Source organism: Geobacter psychrophilus, assembly GCF_056821595.1.
This window is the reverse complement of record NZ_JBXDTU010000004.1, coordinates 4,644,888-4,662,877: the sequence shown is the minus strand read 5'-3', so window position 1 is coordinate 4,662,877 and position 17,990 is coordinate 4,644,888. Positions and strand designations below refer to the sequence as shown.

The following is a 17,990-nucleotide window of genomic DNA, read 5'->3' as shown; positions in this document are numbered from 1 at the left end:
TTATTTAAAATGAGTATTTGCTTACAGTAGGTGACAATCGAAGTATGTATGGTATAGTTTCGTAAAATTAATATAAGGAGAACGTGTACTGATGATGAAGGTACTGATTACATCCCTGATTACTGTTTTGATTTTTCCTTTGATTGCTGCCGCTGCTGCGCCGCCGCTGCCCAAGGGCTATACCGCATGGCAGAAAAGCGAACGCAAGCTGGTGACAGACAAGAGTTCTCTCTTTTATGGCATTCATTACATTTATGCCGACAAAAAGGCCATGAAGGGCTATCAGGCAGGCAACAGGTTTACTGAGGGGAGTTCGATCGTTGTCGAATATTTTAACCTTAAAGGTGGTGACACCACTGTTGACGGGCCGAAAAACATGGTCGTGCTGATGCGCAAGGACAAACGTAAAAAAGAGACCGGAGGCTGGCTGTTTGCGGGGTACGGCGCCGATGGCAAACCGAGTGGTCTGGATCCTGTCAGTACCTGTTTCGGTTGTCATCAGAAAGATGCTGCCGGGCGCGATTTTGTTATTTCAACCATCAAGGATTTTAAGCGCTTGTAAGTTGCTCTTGATTTTTTGATCTCGCTTTGCGGAAAGCATGTGGCTAACAAGTTATCATTTATATCAGGGTAAAGGTAATGCCATGGCTGATGCGCCTGACCTGAAAAAAACATCCCTGGAGCGAACACCGCATATCCTTGTTGTGGATGACGAAGAGGATATTCTCCAGATGGTTTCCTTTTGCTTCAAGCAGGTACAGTATCAGGTCAGCCTGGCCACCAATGCCGAAGAAGCCCACCGCTTGATAGATGCGTTCGAGTTTGATGCCATCATCACCGACGTCATGATGCCGGGCGAGGATGGCATCACTTTTCTTGGAAAGGTTCACCAAAGACTGCCTGAAGTCCCCGTTATCATCATTACCGGTTTTGCTCATTTGCAGGTCGCTGTAAATGCAATAAAAAACGGTGCCTTTGATTTTATTCACAAACCGTTTGACTTTGCCTATCTGCGCAAGGTTGTCGAAAAAGCTGTTAATTACTCCAAGCTGTTGTACATGGAAAAAAATTACCGGGCTGAGCTCGAGCAGACCGTAGCACAACGCACCGAAGAACTGAAAAATGCGGTTTCGCAACTGAGTACAGCCAAGTTGGCTCTGATTAAAGCCGCCAATGACAAAAGCGAATTCATGGCTACTGTTACTCACGAGATGCGTACGCCCATGAACGGTGTTATTGGTGGACTCGACCTGTTGTCAGATGCCGGGCTGACCGGTACGCAGCGGGAGTACCTTTTGCTGGCTCGTCAGGCCGCGGATAACATGATGGAACTGGTCGACCGGATGCTCACATTTTCTGATGGTATCGGTCGCGGTGCTGCTGCCTGCCATGAAGTGCTCGACCTGGCGGTCACAATCGAAGCGGTGACCATGGACCATCGTTCCAGGTTTGCCGAAAGAGGCCTCTCTTTCGACGTCCAGATGGCCCCGGGTGTGCCGCGTCGTATCAGGTGTGACGGTGAACAGCTTTCTCGACTGCTTGATATTCTGCTGTGCAATGCCTTCAAATTCACAGAAAAAGGGGGTGCCCGGATGGATATTGCCCTGGAACGGATGGAGGGCGATAGGGCGGTTATCCGGGTGACCGTTACAGATAGCGGTATCGGCATCCCTCCGGACATGCACGAGCGTATTTTCGATCCGTTCACACAGGTGGATGGTTCATCGACCCGCCGTTTCGGTGGCGCCGGACTGGGATTGAGTATCGCCCGCCAGATTGCACGGGTGCTGAATGGCCAGCTTCACGTAGAGAGTTCACCCGGCGAGGGCAGCAGCTTCAATTTTATCATGCAGGTGGCTGTGAATTCGTAATCGCACGTATCCTGTAATGCAGGGTTCGCAAGTTGAATTATATGTGATCAGAACTGAGCTTGGGAGGATATCAAATGAAATGCCTGATTGTTGAAGATGATTTTATATCCCGTCGAATCCTGAAGGAACTTCTGTCAGGCTATTGTGAGTGTGATATTGCCGTCAACGGTGAGGAAGCCGTTATGTCATTTCGTATGGCACACGAGGGCAAACGCCCCTACGACCTGATCTGCATGGATATCATGATGCCCGGTTTCGATGGTAATGAAGCGCTCAAACAGATTCGCCAGCTTGAAAAAGAATTGGCTATCCCTCCTGAGATCGAGGTCAAGGTCATCATGACTACCGCTCTGGATGACCCCAAGACAGTGATCGACTCCTTATACAAGGGCGGCGCAACGTCGTATCTGGTAAAGCCAATCAGCAAGCAGAAGCTGATTCGTGAGCTGCGTACCTTCGGGCTGATTGCCTGACCCTGAAAAGGTGAGTGCGATAACCGGTCCAGTACCTGCTGAAAGCTGATTCAACCTTACCAGGATGTCCCGCAAGGATTTTTCATGACTATTTCAACGCACAATCTGAACATAGAAGCTGAACTGCCGGCAGATACATCTGTGATCGATGAATGGTATGCCATTATTGCGCCTTCTCGGGAAACACTGCAGAAATTGGCCGGAACGACTGAGGATGAGTTTCTCCAGATCGGTTCTCAGATGCAGGATTTCTACCAGCGTTCATTTGAAATTACCTCCATGGCCAACCAGTTGGTGGAATCTGTTTCAGGCGAACAGGTTCAGTTCCTGATCGACCGCCTGCGCCAGATGATGGTTGATATGGAGTCCTATCTCGCCAGCGCTCGCAGCCAGAGCTCCGTCAGTTGCGGCACCCTGGAGCAGATTCTGGGACAGCTTGATCTAGTTTCCCGTCCGCTGGAAGGCTTCCAGAAAATGACCAAAACCCTGCACATGCTGGGGGTGTCTACCAAGATCGAAAGTTCACGGCTGGGGGAAATGGGGCTCGGCTTTCTGACCCTGGCCCAGGATGTGGAAAAGCTTTCCCAGCTTGTCAGTGAAAAATCATCCAATATTCTCAGTCACCGTCATCTGCTTGCCCGGATGATTGGCGACAATCTGCGGATCGTCCGCAGCAGCGAGGAGGTTCAGGACAAGGAGTTGGGCGGCGTGCTTGCCAGTACCTCCAACAGTCTTGAAGATCTGGTCTCGGTCAACAGTCGCTGCAGCAGCTTTGGCTCTCTGGTCTCATCGGTTTCCAGCGAGGTGAGCGCCAATATCAGCGAGGTTGTTTCATCGATGCAGATGCACGACATGACCCGCCAGCAGGTCGAACATATTGTCGAAGCACTGGATCGCCTCTCTGTGAAGCTGCAGAATCCTGCCGAAGTTGCATCTGAACCGGAACGTTATCGCAAGCTGATCATCGAGACAGGGGATGTGTGCGAGCTACAGTCCGCACAGTTGCGATTTGCCGCGTCCGAATTGTGCGGCGCCGTGCACTCCATCGTGGACAACCTGCGGGACGTAGCCAGCAAGCAGGCGCTCATGGCATCCGAGTCGTTATCGACTGCCGGTGTTGCAGATTCATCCGGCGGATCATTCATGGATGCCATGAGCCGCGGAATGGGTACCGTTACTGCCGTGCTGGCGTCGTGCGCCCATTCGGACCTCGAAATGTCAACTACGCTATCGAAGGTTGCCAATACCATGCAGGAAGTCTCCGGTTTCGTGACGGACATTGAGGAGATCGGCACCGAAATCGACCTGATTGCCCTCAACGCCCAGATCAAAGCCGCCCATACCGGACAGGAAGGCGCTGCGCTGGGTGTGCTGGCAGAGGCCATCAAACGCTTGTCGGTTGATGCCATTTCCCAGACAGAACTGGTTTCCCAGACGCTGACGCAGATCAATCAGTCCACGGAACACCTCTTTCATGAGGCTACTGATGAAACGAAACAGCTCGGTTCACGGATTACAGTTATGGAAGAGGAGCTGACGATGATTCTGACTTCGCTCGGCAGCATGAACAACAACCTGATGGTTCTTCTGTCCGGTTTGGGGCAGCGTGTAGGGGGGTTGACTGAAGATATTGAACGGGCTACCGCCTCCATTGATGTTCATGAGCGGGTATCGCGCATGGCAGATGAAGCCATGGCCAATCTCGACAGGATCGTAGCCACTGCACGGGAACTTGAACCGGCCAGCCTGGAATTCAAAGACAATCTGCGCCATATGGAAGAGCGTTACACCATGGACAGTGAGCGGCATATACACGAATCAATCGCCCGCAAACGCAGTGGCAGCAGCGCAGTGGATATTGCTGATAAAAAGGTGGTCGCTGCCGTAGATGAATCAGAATTTGGCGACAATGTGGATTTGTTTTAATTGTTACATGATTGATGCAGACGGAGGCAATCAATGAGCAACTACACCATAGCTAAAAATACCAATGCTGACGGATCGATTTCAATCGTTCTCGGCGGGACGTTGTCCATCGAGACAAGCGGCGAGCTGCATAAGATCCTGGCAGAGTCGCTTGACGAGTCACAACAGGTAACCTTGAATCTGCGTGCGCTTGAGAGTCTCGACATGACCAGCATGCAGGTGATTTGCGCAGGCTGCAAGACTGCGGCAAAGATGGGGCGCGGCTACGATTGTGAGCCTGATTCCATGCCTGTCTGCATGGCCTCATTTGGCAGTAGCATGGGCGGTCCCCAAGGTTTGCCCTGTAGTCAGAATGATAATAAACCATGTATCTGGTATGGAGGTATACGTTAATGCCAAAATTGATTATGGCAGCAGATGATTCGGCCAGTGTGCGTCAGATGGTCAGCTTCACTCTTAAACAGAACGGTTACGATGTGGTGGAAGCGGTGGATGGCAAGGATGCCCTTACCAAGCTCGGCACCCAGAAGGTCGATATGCTGATTACAGACCTGAACATGCCCAACCTTGACGGGTTCGGCCTGATCAGAGGGGTGCGGGCCGGGACACTGAACAAGTTTATCCCGATCATCATGCTTACGACCGAGTCCCAGGAGGCAAAAAAAGGGGAGGGCAAAGCCGCCGGAGCTACCGGATGGATTGTCAAACCCTTCAAGCCGGAGCAATTGATTGCGGTGATAAAAAAAGTTCTGGGGTGAAACAATGATCGAAGCACATATTGCCACCTATCGTGAAGAAGCCAATGAACTGCTGACGGAACTGGAAACGTCACTGCTTGAACTGGAGGAAACCCCCGATGATGCCGAGCTGATCGGGCGTGTGTTCAGGGCCATGCATACCATCAAGGGGTCGGGCGCCATGTTCGGCTTCGATGAGATCGCCGGCTTTACCCACGAGGTTGAGACGGTCTTCGATATGGTGCGTAACGGCAGGATGGCAGTGACGAAACAGCTGCTCAATCTGACCTTGCGGGCCCGCGATCATATCAAGTCCCTGCTGGACGTATCGGTGTCGGGTGGAGAAATCAACCGTACTGAGGGTGATGCCATTATTGCCGGGCTCAAGCAGCTTGTTCCCGGTGTGGAGCCGGTAGAAATCGTCCGGTCTGCCCAGGCATCTGCCCCTGTTGCCCAGGCTCCCGCAGGGGACCAGAAAACCTGGCGCATCCGCTTCAAGCCGATTCCGGAGATTTTCCTGTCAGGAACAAACCCTCTAGGGCTGATCAATGAACTGCGCCAATTGGGCACCTGCCATGTGATCGCCCACACCGATCTGATCCCTCATCTGAGCGAGATGAACCCGGAACATTGTTATCTGTACTGGGATGTCGTCCTGACGACTTCCCGCGGGATGGATGCCATTAAGGATGTATTCATCTTCTGTGAAGACGACTGTGAACTGAAGATCGATCTGGTTGACGACGGAGACAGTGACTCAGACCAGGAATACAAAAATCTGGGTGAAATCCTGGTGGAACGCGGTGACTTGAGCCATGTGGAGATGCAGAAAATCCTCAGTCTGCAGAAACGATTCGGGGAACTGGCCGTCTCTGTCGGTGCGGTGACGCCTGACAAGATCCAGTCGGCTTTGGTGGAACAACAGCAGGTCAAGAATGTTCGCCAGGAACGGGCTTCACAGGATGCCGCCACCAGCATCCGCGTGCCGGCCGAGCGACTCGACCAGTTGGTGAACCTGGTGGGAGAACTGGTAACTGTTCAGGCCCATCTCAGCCAGACCGCCGCTCTCCAGAATAATGCCGAGTTTGCCGCTATCGCCGAAGAGGTCGAACGATTGACCGAGGAGTTGCGCGACACGGCCCTCAATATCCGCATGCTGCCGATCGGTTCCACCTTCACCAAGTTCAAACGCCTGGTGCGTGACCTCTCCCAGGAACTGGGCAAGGAGATCGAGATGGAAACAGAGGGTGCTGAAACCGAGCTGGACAAAACGGTTATCGAGCGCCTCAATGACCCCCTGGTGCACCTGATCCGCAACAGTATCGATCATGGTATCGAAATGCCGGAAGTGCGCAGGGCCGCCGGAAAACCGGCTCAGGGTATTGTCCATCTGGGCGCGGTTCATTCCGGCGACAGTGTTCTGATAACCATCCGTGACGACGGTGCCGGTCTGGACAGGGACAGGATTCGCGAAAAGGCCGTCGAACGGGGCCTGATTGCCGCCAATGCCGAACTGCCGGACAAGGAGATCTATAACATGATCTTCGCCCCCGGCTTCTCAACTGCCGCCAAGGTGACCAGTGTCTCCGGCCGCGGCGTGGGGATGGATGTGGTCAAGAAGGGTATCGAGGCACTGCGTGGTTCGATCGAGATCGCCAGCACCAGGGGCGTCGGCAGTACCATCACCCTGCGGATTCCGTTGACCCTGGCCATCATCGAAAGCCTGCTGGTGCGGATCGATACCAACTATTTCGTGCTGCCCTTATCCCATGTGGAGGAGTGTGTCGAGTTGACCCGTGAGGATATATCAAATTCCCATGGCCGTAACCTGGCCAATGTGCGCGGCAGCATTATCCCCTACATCCCGCTGCGTGAGCAGTTCAAGATCACCAGCAATCGCCCTGAGATTGAGCAGATCGTCATCACCGGCATCAACGGCAGCAAGGTCGGCTTCGTGGTGGACAGCGTGATTGGCGAACACCAGACAGTCATCAAGACGCTGGGGAGGATGTACCGCGATGTCAAGGGCGTATCGGGTGCGACGATCCTGGGGGACGGCACCGTAGCCCTGATCCTGGATATGGGGGTGCTGTACCAGGCGGCCGAGGACCTGGAACACACCATTTAGCTTAAATTGCATTTATAAGATTTTTATGATGCCGGGCGCTTGCGTCCGGCATTTTTGCTGGTAAGCTTTCTCCAATATATTAAGTCATTTCATTGATACCACCAAGGAGGAAGTATGCTGGCGAACATGAAGATCGGTAAGAGGATGACGCTGGGTTTCGGGCTGGTGCTGTTGATCATGGTCATTCTGATCTGGGAAGGCATCTCCGGGATGAAAGGTATTGAGGGAAATCTGGAACGGATCGTAACGGTCAATAATGTCCGTATGGATCTGAGCAATGATATCTATAAAAACATAGACCAGATTTCTATCAATGTCCGCAACATGATAATTTCCAATGATCCTGAAAAGATCAAGGAATATCAGCAGCGCATCGTGAAAAACCGTGAAGAGTATGCCGCCAGCTTTAAAAAAGTAGAGGAATTGACCAGTAAGGATGACAAACAGTCCTGGGAGATCATTGCGAAGATAAAAGAAACTATTCCAAACTTTGCCGCGGCAAATAACAAGGTTATCGAGCTCGCCATCGCAGGAAAAGATGCCGAGGCCGGGATTCTGCTGAGCAAGGAAGCAGCTCCCCTGGGAAGAAAATTGTCTGAAGAGATCAATCAACTTATTGATCACAACGCTGAACGCAACAAAATTCGTTTTGAAGAAGCAACCAAGGAATATGCATCCTCCAGAAATACCATGTTCGGTCTGGGTGCGGTCGCATTGCTGATTGGAATTATAACTGCAATCTTTCTTACCCGCGGGATCGTGCGCCCTTTGAATGAGGCCGTATCGATCGCCAACTCCCTGGCCAGTGGTGACCTGACCATCACGGTTGAGTCCAAGAGCAAGGACGAGACCGGCGTGATGATGGCCGCCATAGCGACCATGGTGGACAAGCTCAAGCAGGTCGTCGGTGATGTCATGAGCGCCTCGGACAACGTCGCCTCCGGCAGCCAGGAGCTCTCGGCCACTGCCCAGCAGCTTTCCCAGGGCGCTACCGAGCAGGCCGCTTCGGCTGAAGAGATCTCCTCCTCCATGGAAGAGATGACCTCCAGTATCAGGCAGAATTCCGATAACTCGGGTCAGACCGAGAAGATCGCCATCAAATCAGCTGTTGATGCCAAAGAGGGCGGCAAGGCCGTCACCGAAACCGTCAGCGCCATGAAAGAGATCGCCACCAAGATTTCCATCATCGAAGAGATCGCCCGCCAGACCAACCTGCTGGCCCTGAATGCCGCCATCGAAGCGGCCCGCGCCGGCGAACACGGCAAGGGTTTTGCCGTTGTCGCCTCCGAGGTCCGCAAGCTGGCCGAGCGCTCCCAGGCGGCTGCCGGAGAGATCAGCACCCTTTCTACCCGCAGCGTGCAGGTCGCCGAAACCGCCGGCGAGATGCTCAATAAGATGGTTCCGGATATTCAGAAAACCTCCGAACTGGTCCAGGAAATTTCCGCCTCCAGCAAAGAGCAGGACACCGGTGCCGAGCAGATCAGCAAGGCCATCCAGCAACTGGACAGCGTCATTCAGCAGAATGCCTCTGCCTCGGAAGAGATGGCCTCTACTTCGGAAGAGCTCTCTGGCCAGGCCGAGCAGTTGAAGGATACCATCAGCTTCTTCCGCATCGACGCCAACAGCATGCGCAGCAGTTCCGCAGGCAGTGCCCGCCGTCCACCACAGAAGAAGCATACCCAGATCGCACATGTCGGCCACAAATCAGCCCCTCCTGCCCGTCGGGCACCCAGTGGCGGCGTGGCACTCGATATGGGGGCGGATCACCTGGATGACGAGTTTGAAAAATTTTGATTCAGCGTGTCTATGAACAGGAAAATCAGGGGTAAGCGATCTGTCTTTACCCCTCTCAAGGAGGAATTGCGCGATGAGCGTGACTGATATAAACGATACTGTTCAATACCTGACTTTCAAGCTGGCTGATGAGACCTTTGCCCTGGATGTGGCCAAAGTCCGTGAAATACTGGAGCAGAGCAATATTACCAAAGTACCCCAGACCCCCGATTTCATGCGGGGGGTCATCAACCTGCGCGGCAGTGTGGTGCCAGTTATCGACATGCGGCTCAAGTTCGGCATGACTGCTACTGAGCAGACCGTCAATACCTGCATCATTGTCGCCGAAGTGCAGATGGAGGACGAGATAATTGTACTGGGCGCACTGGCAGACAGCGTTCAGGAAGTCATCGAGATGGAGCCGGAGCAGATCGAAGCAGCTCCCCATATCGGTACCCGTCTGAACACTGACTTTATCAAGGGCATGGGCAAGCACGACGGCCGTTTTATCATGATTCTGGATATCGATAAGGTTTTCACCAGTGAGGAACTGTCAAAGGTGCACGAGTAGATGGAATCAGATACATGGGGCAAGCAGAATTAACGTCATTTACTTCTCTTGCCCCTTGCCTCTTGTTTAAGGAGTTCAATGAAGCAGCACGCGCATACATCCCAGTCTGCCAATATTCCGGCAGTTCTCAGTGACAAGGTCTTCAATCGCTTCAGCAGCTTTATCTACGAAGAGGTTGGCATAAAGCTTCCGCCGGCCAAGAAGACCATGCTGGAGGCCCGCCTGAATAAACGTCTCAAGGCTCATGCCTTCAGGAGTTTCGAGGAGTATGCGGATTTCGTTTTCAGCGCCGAAGGCAGGAGTGAAGAACTTGTCAATCTGATCGATGTTGTTACGACCAATAAGACCGATTTTTTTCGTGAACCGGTCCATTTTGAATACCTGGTAAAGAGTGCCATTCCATCTCTGGTAGATGCCCATGGTGCCGGCTTCAGCAGGCCTTTCAAGATTTGGAGCGCTGGCTGTTCCACGGGTGAAGAGCCGTATACCATGTCCATGGTACTGTCGGAATTTGCCGCATCTCAACCAGGATTCAAGTCCTCCATCCTGGCAACGGACATCTCGACGGTGGTGCTCTCCAAAGCAAAAAATGCCATTTATGCCGAAGACCGTGTCGACACCATCCCGCTACAGCTGAAGAAAAAATACCTGCTCAAGAGCAAGGACAAGAGCAAACCGCTTGTGCGCATGGCCCCTGCCATTCGTTCCATGATCCAGTTTCGCCGGTTGAATTTCATGGAGGATTTCGGCATGCATGAGCATATGGACGTAATCTTCTGTCGAAATGTGATCATCTATTTTGACAAGCCGACCCAGGAGCGCCTGCTGAACAGGTTCTGCAAGCAACTGATTTCGGGCGGTTACCTGTTTCTGGGGCATTCCGAAACCCTGAGCGGCCTTAATGTGCCGTTGACAGCGGTGGCTTCAACCGTCTATCGCAAGCTATGAAAAGTCTTCGCACTACCCACCTGCCACACGTATTTTTGAAACCGGGAGAGCTGTTTCTTTCCCGTGACCCTGCAATTGTTACAACGGTTCTGGGGTCATGTGTCTCAATCACCTTTTTTGAACCTGGAGCGCGTCTGGGGGCCATGTGTCATGTGATGCTGCCGTCCGGGCCCATGGATGACGGATTCAAGTTTCTCGATTCGACGCTGGGTTACATGGTTGAGAGGATCGCCGGCATGGGGATACGGCCAGCAAAATGCGATGTTAAAATATTCGGCGGAGCCGACGTCCTGCTGCCCCGCGAATTACAGGGCAGCAGATTGTCGGTCGGTTGCCAGAATATTCAGGAAGCCCGGCGCCGACTTGCTGCCTTAGGAATAGTCCCGAAGGCGTCGGATGTTGGCGGCAAGCAGGGCCGCAAGCTGTTTTTTAATTCGCATACCGGGGATGTCTTCCTGAAAAAAATAGGCAAATCAATGGCCTGATTACCTGTGTGCCAGCGCCTGCATGAAATTGCAGAAGCTGCTTGGAGATGAAACATGCAAAAAATAAAGGTTCTGATCGTTGATGATTCTGCACTTGTCAGGCAGGCACTAACCGAGATACTTTCTTCAGACCCGCAGATTGAGGTTATGGCTGCTGCTCCCGACCCGTTTGTCGCCGCGGAGCGCATGCGGGAGTGCACTCCCGATGTGATCACGCTGGATGTGGAAATGCCGCGCATGGATGGCATAACCTTTCTCCAGAAAATCATGAGCCAGCACCCCATTCCGGTGGTGATGTGTTCGACCCTGACCGAATCTGGCAGCGAAACCGCCATGAGAGCGCTGGAGTACGGAGCTGTTGATATCATTGTCAAGCCCAAGATGGGCACCAAACAGTTTATTGAAGAGTCGCGGGTCAGTATCTGCGACACGGTCAAGGCGGCTGCCATGACAAAAGGGAGACAGCGTCCTGTGCATCAGGTTCGTGAGGTTGCCCCCAAGCTTACCGCGGATGTTATTATAGAGAAGGCGACCAGCAAGGCGATGGTACAGACAACTGAAAAGGTGGTTATCGTCGGGGCATCGACCGGAGGCACCGAAGCGCTGAAGATTTTTCTGGAGATGCTGCCGGAAGACGCGCCGGGTATTGTCATCGTTCAGCACATGCCTGAACACTTTACCGCCGCCTTTGCCAAACGGCTGGATTCCATCTGCCGCGTTACCGTCAAAGAGGCTGCTGACAATGATTCGGTTGTACGTGGCAGGGCCTTGATAGCACCGGGTAATCATCATACCCTGCTCAAGCGCAGCGGCGCCCGCTATTATGTCGAGATCAAGGATGGGCCGCTGGTATCCCGGCACCGTCCCTCGGTGGATGTGCTGTTCCGCTCTGCCGCGCGCTATGCCGGCAAGAATGTAGTCGGTGTTATCATGACCGGCATGGGAGACGATGGTGCCCGTGGCATGAAGGAGATGTTCGACGCCGGGGCCATTAATATTGCCCAGGATGAAGCCAGCTGTGTTGTGTACGGGATGCCGAATGAGGCGGTCAAGATGGGTGGTGTCCACAAAAGTCTGCCGCTGCATAAAATTGCGGATGAGGTATTGCGGCTCTGCTATTGAAACGGAAAAGAGGTGTCGCGGGAATTTATTGTGTGATACAAGAATAAAAATGCCGGCAAGGTTAATGCCGGCATTTTTTTGTTGGGAGCATCGAGTAATGGTGCGTGATCTGGTCAGGTGTTTCAATGAAGAAGCGAGCACCCCTCTCCCATATACTGGACTGTCATGCCCTGGTCGACTACCCAATAGAGGTTGTCCCGTCCAAGCAGAATCGAGACCGGTGCATTAAGTGTTATTGCATACATCTGGGCAACAGAATAAAATGGAAATTTGGCATACATGATCGTTACCTCGCTATGATGCAGTTTGGGTGATTTCAATATAGCATGTTGTGTGCCAATAAATAAATGTAGCTAAAACAGCTTGTTGTGATGGTGTGTCGTAATGTTGACGCGTGTATGGGCGATTTTTTCAAGGGATATTCAATAAATTGACAGGGTTTGGGGTTGTATGAGCTGGGAGATTGAGCTGTTGGGAAGGTTTTTCAAGGGGGAATCCCTGGCTGTAATTGCTTGTCACGGCAGGGTTGTAGCAGATCTTGCCCTGGATATATGCCAGCGGCTGAACTTGTCGGAGCAGGAGTGCAGTTTCGTGGAGGAGGCCGCATTGCTGCATGATATCGGTGTGTGTCGGATAAATGCCCCTAAATTGGGGTTGCATGGTGAGCATCCCTATATCATGCATGGCATCATCGGTCGGGAAATTCTTGAGAATGAGGGTCTTCCGCTGCATGCACTGGTGTGTGAGCGGCATATCGGTGTCGGCCTTACGGTGGCAGATATCATCAGCCGGCAATTGCCCCTGCCGCAACGGGACATGCTGCCCCTGTCGCTTCCTGAACAGGTCATCTGTTTTGCCGACCTGTTTTATTCCAAGAGCCCGGGCAAAATTACCCTGCAAAAGTCACCTGAACAGGTCAGAATCAAGCTTGCCGGTTTTGGTGAAGACAAAGTTCAAATTTTTGACAGGTGGATGGAGTTGTTCGGGGCGGCAATTTGACCAAGGTGTTTCCGTGAGGATGCTCCGCTATTACAATAAGTTGTTGCATTTCAAGGGTCTTTACAGTATAAAAGCGTTCCGTTTTACCGTGAAGTTTATATCAGTCCCTCCAGGTGATTCCCTTGAAAAAGACCACACATACAATCGAAGAGCTTAGAACCTCAATTGACAGTATCGACGACCGGATTGTTGATCTCCTGAACGAGCGCTCACGGGTCGTGCTGGAAGTCGGTCAACTCAAATCCGGCAGCAATCTACAGTTTCATGTCCCCGGCCGTGAACGCCAGATCTATGAACGCCTGCTGAACAACAATCCCGGGCCGTTTCCCAATGATGCCCTGCGCAGTATTTACCGTGAGGTCATCTCGGCCTGTCTGGCTCTGGAATCCCCCATGAAGGTTGCTTTTCTGGGGCCCAAGGCTACTTTCAGTCATCTGGCGACCATGCAGCAATTCGGGTTGTCGGCAGAGCTGGTGCCACTCAAGTCGATTCCTGCCGTATTCGAAGAGGTGGAAAAGGGCAAGGCGCTCTACGGGGTGGTGCCGGTTGAGAATTCCACGGAGGGGGTTATTTCCCACACCCTGGACATGTTCATGGAAAGCGGCCTCAAAATTACCGCCGAGATCCTGCTGGAGGTCCATCACGACCTGCTGTCCCGCACCGGACGCATGGAGGATATCAAAAAGGTCTATTCCCATCCGCAGCCTCTGGCCCAGTGCCGCCAGTGGCTGGATGAGAATCTGCCCGGCATTCCCGTGGTGGATGTTGCCTCAACCGCCACCGCGGCCCAGATTGTCAGCGACGATTATACCGCCGCTGCCATAGCCAGTGAGCTGGCTGCCACTCTCTACGATCTCAAGGTCGTCCGCAGCAGGATTGAAGACCAGGTCAACAATTTCACCCGTTTCCTGGTGATTTCCCGTACCGCCACTGAGCGCTCCGGCAATGACAAAACATCGGTCATGTTCTCGGTCAAGGATGAACCGGGGATCCTGTGCCGCATGCTGGAGCCGTTTGCCAAGCGCGGCATCAACCTTTCGAAGATCGAATCCCGCCCCTTCAAGAAGAAGGCCTGGGAATACATCTTCTTCCTCGACCTGTTCGGTCATGGTTCTGACCCGGACGTAGCGGTTGCACTGGAGGAGCTGAAAGGCTGCTGCCAGTTTTTGAAAGTCCTCGGTTCGTATCCGCGGTCAATGTAGGGAATCCATGCCATGTCACTGATTATTGAACGTCTGGCCATCATCGGGGTGGGGTTGATTGGCGGCTCTCTGGCTCGCGCACTGCGCGAAGCTGGTGCTGTCAAGACCGTTGTTGGCATCGGTAGGTCCCGTGCCAACCTGGAAGAAGCCCTGGCTCTCGGGATTTGTGATGAAATCACTCAGGACGCCGCCATTGGCGTGAAGGGCGCCCAGCTGGTGTTTATCTCGGTGCCGGTCTGTTCCATCCCGGCCGTGGTGGCCGAGATCGCCCCGTTTCTTGCTCCCGGCTGCATTGTCACCGACGGCGGCAGTGTCAAGACGGAGATTGTGCTTGAGTGTGAAGCGCTTATGCCGCCCGGTTGTCACTTTGTGGGGGGGCATCCTATCGCGGGAACCGAACATTCCGGTGCATCCGCCTCGTTTGCCACACTCTACCGGGGCAAACGCTGCATCCTGACACCCACGGAACAGACCAATACCGCTGCCCTGGATCTGGTTTCCAGGGTCTGGAGCTTGACCGGCGCCAATGTCTGCCGTATGGAACCGGGGCATCATGACCGGATCTTCGCCGAGATATCACACCTGCCGCATATGGTGGCCTATGCCCTGGTGCATGCGGTTGGTACGGCCGATGTGGAGGGTGAAAATGTCCTCTCCTACACTGCCGGTGGTTTCAGGGATTTCACCCGGATTGCCTCATCCGATCCGGCCATGTGGCGGGATATCTCGCTGATGAATCGTGACGCGCTCCTGGCCAGTATAGACGGGTTTTCAAAAAGCCTGGCCGAGCTGCGCCAGCGGATTGACCGCCAGGACCCGGAGGGTCTGGCAGAGTTCTTCACCATCGCCAAGCAGTTCCGCGACGGGATTGTATAACTATCGAGTTCAATTAGAGGAGTTCCCGTGACATCCATCACCATCAAACCGGCTGCATCCGTCCAGGGCGAGATTACGGTTCCGGGCGACAAGTCCATATCACACCGCTCCATCATGCTGGGGGCCATTGCTAACGGCACTACCACCGTACGCGGTTTTCTGCGCGGCGGGGACAATATGGCCACCATGGGTGCCTTCCGCTCCATGGGGGTTGAGATCAACGATGATGGCGAAACCGTCGTCATTCAAGGTAAGGGGCTGCACGGTCTGACCGAACCGGGCGATGTGATCGACTGCGGAAACTCCGGCACCACCATCCGCCTGATAACCGGTCTGCTGGCCGGGCAGTCGTTCTTTTCGGTGGTTACCGGTGACCAGTATCTGCGTAAGCGCCCCATGAAACGGGTGGTGGAGCCGCTTTCCCGCATGGGAGCCCGTATTCTCGGGCGCAACCAGGGTAGCCTGGCCCCGCTGGCGATCAGCGGCGGCGCCTTGAACGCCATCGGCTACGAATCACCGGTCTCCAGCGCCCAGATAAAATCGTCCATCATGCTGGCAGGTCTCTATGCCGACGGAGAAACCTCCGTTCGTGAGCCCAGCCTGTCTCGGGACCATTCTGAACGGATGTTCCGCCTGTTCGGAGCCTCTCTGGAGATCTTCAACAACGGTGTGACCGTCAAGGGGGGCATTGAGCTGCAGGGGCAGGAAATCTCCGTTCCTGGCGACATCTCATCGGCTACCTTCTTTATCGTGGCAGCCCTGATAACCCCCGGATCCGAGCTCCTGATCCGCAATGTGGGGGTCAACCCGACCCGCACCGGTGCGATCGATATCCTCCGTTCCATGGGAGGCAGCATCGAGCTGCTGGACGAACGCGAGGTCTCCGGCGAACCGGTGGCCGATATACTCGTGCGCTCATCCCGGCTCAAAGGCTGTGCGATCGCCGGCAGCGTTGTACCGCGGGCAATTGACGAATTCCCGGCCATCTGCGTGGCAGCTGCCTGTGCCGAGGGCACGACCACCATCCGTGAAGCCCGCGAGCTGCGGGTCAAGGAGACTGATCGCATTACCGCCATGGCCACCAACCTCCGCGCCCTGGGTGTAACGGTGGATGAGTGCGATGACGGCATGACCATCACCGGGGTGGAGCGCCTCTCCGGCGGCAGCGTTGAAAGCTTCGGCGATCACCGCATCGCCATGTCGCTTTCGGTGGCCGCCCTGGTGTCGCAGGACGGCATTACCATTTCTGACACGGGGTGTGTAGACACCTCGTTCCCCTCTTTTTTCCCGCTGCTTGCAAAGGTCGCCCGTGGATAAGCCTGCTGTAGTGCGTGCTGACGGCCTGGTCATCGCCATTGACGGTCCTTCGGGGGCCGGCAAGAGCACGGTGGCCCATCTGTTGGCTGAGCGCCTGGGGTACCTGCAGATCGACACCGGTGCCATGTACCGTGCGGTGGCGTACCTGATGCATCAGGCCGGCATTGACCCTGAAGACCTTGCCGCTGTGGAGCGCTTCTGCAGCACGGTTGATATCCGTCTGGATCGTTCCGATGGGTATCAGCGGGTGTTTGCCAACGGTCTGGAGGTTACCGGTCAGATTCGTACACCGGAGATGTCCCTGCTGACCTCGCGCATCTCCGCGCTCCGGCCGGTTCGAGAGGCCATGATGCTGGCCCAGCGCAAGATGGGCGCCCGGGGTGGGGTGGTGCTGGAAGGGCGGGATATCGGCACGGTCGTATTTCCGGATGCCGATGTGAAATTCTTTCTTTCCGCCTCGGCTGAAGAGCGTGGCAGACGCCGCTATCTGGAGCTGCGTGCCAAGGGCGAACAGGTCACCCTGGAAAGCACGATACAGGCTGTTGTCCTGCGCGATCAGCAGGATTCCCAGCGCGATCTGGCGCCGCTCAGAATGGCGGGGGACGCCATTGCCGTTGACTCCTCCGGCAGGACGATTGACGAGGTGCTCGACATCATGGTAGCAGCCAGTCGTACGACATCACATTCCTCGGGAACTGAACTATGAAAATTATACTCGCAAAGCGGGCCGGGTTCTGTTTCGGCGTCAAGCGCGCCACGCAGATGGCCTTTGAAGCCGCCGGTATGGACAAGAAGACCTTTACCCTCGGACCGATCATTCACTCTCCCCAGGTTGTCAACAAGCTTGAGGAGATGGGTGTCAAGGTACTCAAAAATCTCAACAGCATGGATACGGGCACGATCATCATCCGTTCGCATGGGGTGGCAGCGGGCGAGATCGACGAGGCCGTCCAGAAGCAGCTTGAGATTGTTGACGCAACCTGTCCCTTTGTCAAGAAGGCCCAGGAACATGTTAAAAGCCTTTCCGAATCAGGCTATGGCGTAGTTGTCGTCGGTGACGCCGATCATCCGGAGGTGCAGGGTATTGTATCCTATGGCGGCGACAAGGTCTTCGTGGTCGGTTCGGGGGAAGAGGTCAAAAAACTTCCCAAGATGAACAAGATCGGTGTGGTTGCCCAGACGACCCAGTCCTTCGAAAACCTCAAGAATGTTGTATCAGAATGCCTCCTGCGCGGCGGTGAGATCCGGGTCTTCAATACCATTTGCGATGCCACGGCCGTTCGTCAGGAAGAGGCCAAGGAGCTGGCCTGCCAGGTTGACTGCATGCTGGTCGTAGGCGGCTTCAACAGCGCCAACACGCGGCGCCTGGCCGAGGTCTGTGCCGAGATCCAGCCCCGCACCCATCATATTGAAACCGCATCCGAGATCGATCCCTCCTGGTTCGTCGGTGTCGAACGGGTCGGGGTGACCGCCGGGGCTTCCACCCCCAAGTGGATTATCGACGAGGTGATGGCCATGATTGGGGAGATTAATAAAAGCGATTGAAATTTTATAGAAATGTG

The 17,990-nt window shown here is 54.2% G+C and carries 19 protein-coding genes; 18 read left to right on the top strand and 1 reads right to left on the bottom strand.

The annotated features are described in order from the left end of the window. Positions 1 to 91 precede the first annotated feature (91 nt). The 12 genes from ACOCF6_RS24205 (at position 92) to ACOCF6_RS24150 (ending at position 12,034) form a co-directional block, all read left to right on the top strand. A complete protein-coding gene (locus tag ACOCF6_RS24205) occupies positions 92 to 562 on the top strand; it encodes a cytochrome P460 family protein (RefSeq protein ID WP_482463140.1) in 471 nt (156 codons plus the stop codon). 82 nt (positions 563 to 644) lie between these two features. After that, positions 645 to 1,871, top strand: a complete 1,227-nt coding sequence (locus ACOCF6_RS24200) for a sensor histidine kinase (RefSeq protein WP_482463138.1) — start codon at positions 645 to 647, stop codon at positions 1,869 to 1,871. A gap of 74 nt (positions 1,872 to 1,945) precedes the next feature. Then, on the top strand, positions 1,946 to 2,344 hold the full coding sequence (locus ACOCF6_RS24195; RefSeq protein WP_482463136.1) for a response regulator: 399 nt from the start codon (positions 1,946 to 1,948) through the stop codon (positions 2,342 to 2,344). Between the two features lie 84 nt (positions 2,345 to 2,428). Next, positions 2,429 to 4,270 carry a methyl-accepting chemotaxis protein gene (locus tag ACOCF6_RS24190; RefSeq protein ID WP_482463134.1) on the top strand — a complete coding sequence of 614 codons (1,842 nt, stop codon included), beginning with the start codon at positions 2,429 to 2,431 and terminating at the stop codon, positions 4,268 to 4,270. 33 nt (positions 4,271 to 4,303) lie between these two features. Then, positions 4,304 to 4,663 (top strand): STAS domain-containing protein, encoded by a 360-nt coding sequence (locus ACOCF6_RS24185; RefSeq protein WP_482463132.1) that lies wholly within the window; start codon positions 4,304 to 4,306, stop codon positions 4,661 to 4,663. Beyond that, on the top strand, positions 4,663 to 5,028 hold the full coding sequence (locus tag ACOCF6_RS24180) for a response regulator (RefSeq protein ID WP_482463130.1): 366 nt from the start codon (positions 4,663 to 4,665) through the stop codon (positions 5,026 to 5,028). The genes ACOCF6_RS24185 and ACOCF6_RS24180 overlap by 1 nt, the downstream gene beginning before the upstream one ends. A 4-nt stretch (positions 5,029 to 5,032) precedes the next feature. Further along, the gene (locus ACOCF6_RS24175; RefSeq protein ID WP_482463128.1) at positions 5,033 to 7,135 is read left to right on the top strand and encodes a chemotaxis protein CheA; all 2,103 of its coding nucleotides are present in this window, start codon (positions 5,033 to 5,035) and stop codon (positions 7,133 to 7,135) included. Between the two features lie 114 nt (positions 7,136 to 7,249). After that, positions 7,250 to 8,929, top strand: coding sequence for a methyl-accepting chemotaxis protein (locus ACOCF6_RS24170; RefSeq protein WP_482463126.1), 1,680 nt, complete (start codon positions 7,250 to 7,252; stop codon positions 8,927 to 8,929). Between the two features lie 73 nt (positions 8,930 to 9,002). Beyond that, a complete protein-coding gene (locus ACOCF6_RS24165) occupies positions 9,003 to 9,479 on the top strand; it encodes a chemotaxis protein CheW (RefSeq protein WP_482463124.1) in 477 nt (158 codons plus the stop codon). Positions 9,480 to 9,557: 78 nt separating this feature from the next. Then, the gene (locus ACOCF6_RS24160; RefSeq protein ID WP_482463122.1) at positions 9,558 to 10,427 is read left to right on the top strand and encodes a CheR family methyltransferase; all 870 of its coding nucleotides are present in this window, start codon (positions 9,558 to 9,560) and stop codon (positions 10,425 to 10,427) included. Next, complete coding sequence (locus tag ACOCF6_RS24155) at positions 10,424 to 10,912, top strand: chemotaxis protein CheD (protein ID WP_482463120.1); 489 nt, start codon at positions 10,424 to 10,426, stop codon at positions 10,910 to 10,912. Before ACOCF6_RS24160 ends, ACOCF6_RS24155 begins: the two co-directional genes overlap by 4 nt. Positions 10,913 to 10,966: 54 nt before the next feature. Next, entirely contained in the window at positions 10,967 to 12,034 is a 1,068-nt protein-coding gene (locus ACOCF6_RS24150; protein WP_482463118.1) for a protein-glutamate methylesterase/protein-glutamine glutaminase, read from the top strand. A 122-nt stretch (positions 12,035 to 12,156) separates the two neighbouring features. Here the strand turns inward: ACOCF6_RS24150 and ACOCF6_RS24145 are convergent, their stop codons facing one another. Further along, on the bottom strand, positions 12,157 to 12,315 hold the full coding sequence (locus ACOCF6_RS24145) for a hypothetical protein (RefSeq protein WP_482463116.1): 159 nt from the start codon (positions 12,313 to 12,315) through the stop codon (positions 12,157 to 12,159). A 169-nt stretch (positions 12,316 to 12,484) separates the two neighbouring features. On the opposite strand from ACOCF6_RS24145, the gene ACOCF6_RS24140 reads away from it, so the two are divergent. The 6 genes from ACOCF6_RS24140 (at position 12,485) to ACOCF6_RS24115 (ending at position 17,973) form a co-directional block, all read left to right on the top strand. Then, complete coding sequence (locus ACOCF6_RS24140; protein WP_482463114.1) at positions 12,485 to 13,033, top strand: HD domain-containing protein; 549 nt, start codon at positions 12,485 to 12,487, stop codon at positions 13,031 to 13,033. A gap of 122 nt (positions 13,034 to 13,155) precedes the next feature. Next, on the top strand, positions 13,156 to 14,235 hold the full coding sequence (gene pheA / locus ACOCF6_RS24135) for a prephenate dehydratase (RefSeq protein WP_482463112.1): 1,080 nt from the start codon (positions 13,156 to 13,158) through the stop codon (positions 14,233 to 14,235). 12 nt (positions 14,236 to 14,247) lie between these two features. Further along, the gene (locus tag ACOCF6_RS24130; RefSeq protein ID WP_482463110.1) at positions 14,248 to 15,111 is read left to right on the top strand and encodes a prephenate dehydrogenase; all 864 of its coding nucleotides are present in this window, start codon (positions 14,248 to 14,250) and stop codon (positions 15,109 to 15,111) included. Positions 15,112 to 15,138: 27 nt separating this feature from the next. Further along, the gene (gene aroA, locus ACOCF6_RS24125) at positions 15,139 to 16,428 is read left to right on the top strand and encodes a 3-phosphoshikimate 1-carboxyvinyltransferase (RefSeq protein WP_482463108.1); all 1,290 of its coding nucleotides are present in this window, start codon (positions 15,139 to 15,141) and stop codon (positions 16,426 to 16,428) included. Next, positions 16,421 to 17,134, top strand: coding sequence for a (d)CMP kinase (cmk, locus tag ACOCF6_RS24120; protein WP_482463106.1), 714 nt, complete (start codon positions 16,421 to 16,423; stop codon positions 17,132 to 17,134). Before aroA ends, cmk begins: the two co-directional genes overlap by 8 nt. Beyond that, positions 17,131 to 17,973 carry a 4-hydroxy-3-methylbut-2-enyl diphosphate reductase gene (locus ACOCF6_RS24115; RefSeq protein ID WP_482463104.1) on the top strand — a complete coding sequence of 281 codons (843 nt, stop codon included), beginning with the start codon at positions 17,131 to 17,133 and terminating at the stop codon, positions 17,971 to 17,973. The genes cmk and ACOCF6_RS24115 overlap by 4 nt, the downstream gene beginning before the upstream one ends. Positions 17,974 to 17,990: the final 17 nt, after the last annotated feature.

Coding starts and splice junctions, on each gene's coding strand:
- ACOCF6_RS24205 (WP_482463140.1), top strand. CDS start 92: ATGATGAAGGTACTGATTACATCCCTGATTACTGTTTTGATTTTTCCT.
- ACOCF6_RS24200 (WP_482463138.1), top strand. CDS start 645: ATGGCTGATGCGCCTGACCTGAAAAAAACATCCCTGGAGCGAACACCG.
- ACOCF6_RS24195 (WP_482463136.1), top strand. CDS start 1,946: ATGAAATGCCTGATTGTTGAAGATGATTTTATATCCCGTCGAATCCTG.
- ACOCF6_RS24190 (WP_482463134.1), top strand. CDS start 2,429: ATGACTATTTCAACGCACAATCTGAACATAGAAGCTGAACTGCCGGCA.
- ACOCF6_RS24185 (WP_482463132.1), top strand. CDS start 4,304: ATGAGCAACTACACCATAGCTAAAAATACCAATGCTGACGGATCGATT.
- ACOCF6_RS24180 (WP_482463130.1), top strand. CDS start 4,663: ATGCCAAAATTGATTATGGCAGCAGATGATTCGGCCAGTGTGCGTCAG.
- ACOCF6_RS24175 (WP_482463128.1), top strand. CDS start 5,033: ATGATCGAAGCACATATTGCCACCTATCGTGAAGAAGCCAATGAACTG.
- ACOCF6_RS24170 (WP_482463126.1), top strand. CDS start 7,250: ATGCTGGCGAACATGAAGATCGGTAAGAGGATGACGCTGGGTTTCGGG.
- ACOCF6_RS24165 (WP_482463124.1), top strand. CDS start 9,003: ATGAGCGTGACTGATATAAACGATACTGTTCAATACCTGACTTTCAAG.
- ACOCF6_RS24160 (WP_482463122.1), top strand. CDS start 9,558: ATGAAGCAGCACGCGCATACATCCCAGTCTGCCAATATTCCGGCAGTT.
- ACOCF6_RS24155 (WP_482463120.1), top strand. CDS start 10,424: ATGAAAAGTCTTCGCACTACCCACCTGCCACACGTATTTTTGAAACCG.
- ACOCF6_RS24150 (WP_482463118.1), top strand. CDS start 10,967: ATGCAAAAAATAAAGGTTCTGATCGTTGATGATTCTGCACTTGTCAGG.
- ACOCF6_RS24145 (WP_482463116.1), bottom strand. CDS start 12,315: ATGTATGCCAAATTTCCATTTTATTCTGTTGCCCAGATGTATGCAATA.
- ACOCF6_RS24140 (WP_482463114.1), top strand. CDS start 12,485: ATGAGCTGGGAGATTGAGCTGTTGGGAAGGTTTTTCAAGGGGGAATCC.
- ACOCF6_RS24130 (WP_482463110.1), top strand. CDS start 14,248: ATGTCACTGATTATTGAACGTCTGGCCATCATCGGGGTGGGGTTGATT.
- ACOCF6_RS24115 (WP_482463104.1), top strand. CDS start 17,131: ATGAAAATTATACTCGCAAAGCGGGCCGGGTTCTGTTTCGGCGTCAAG.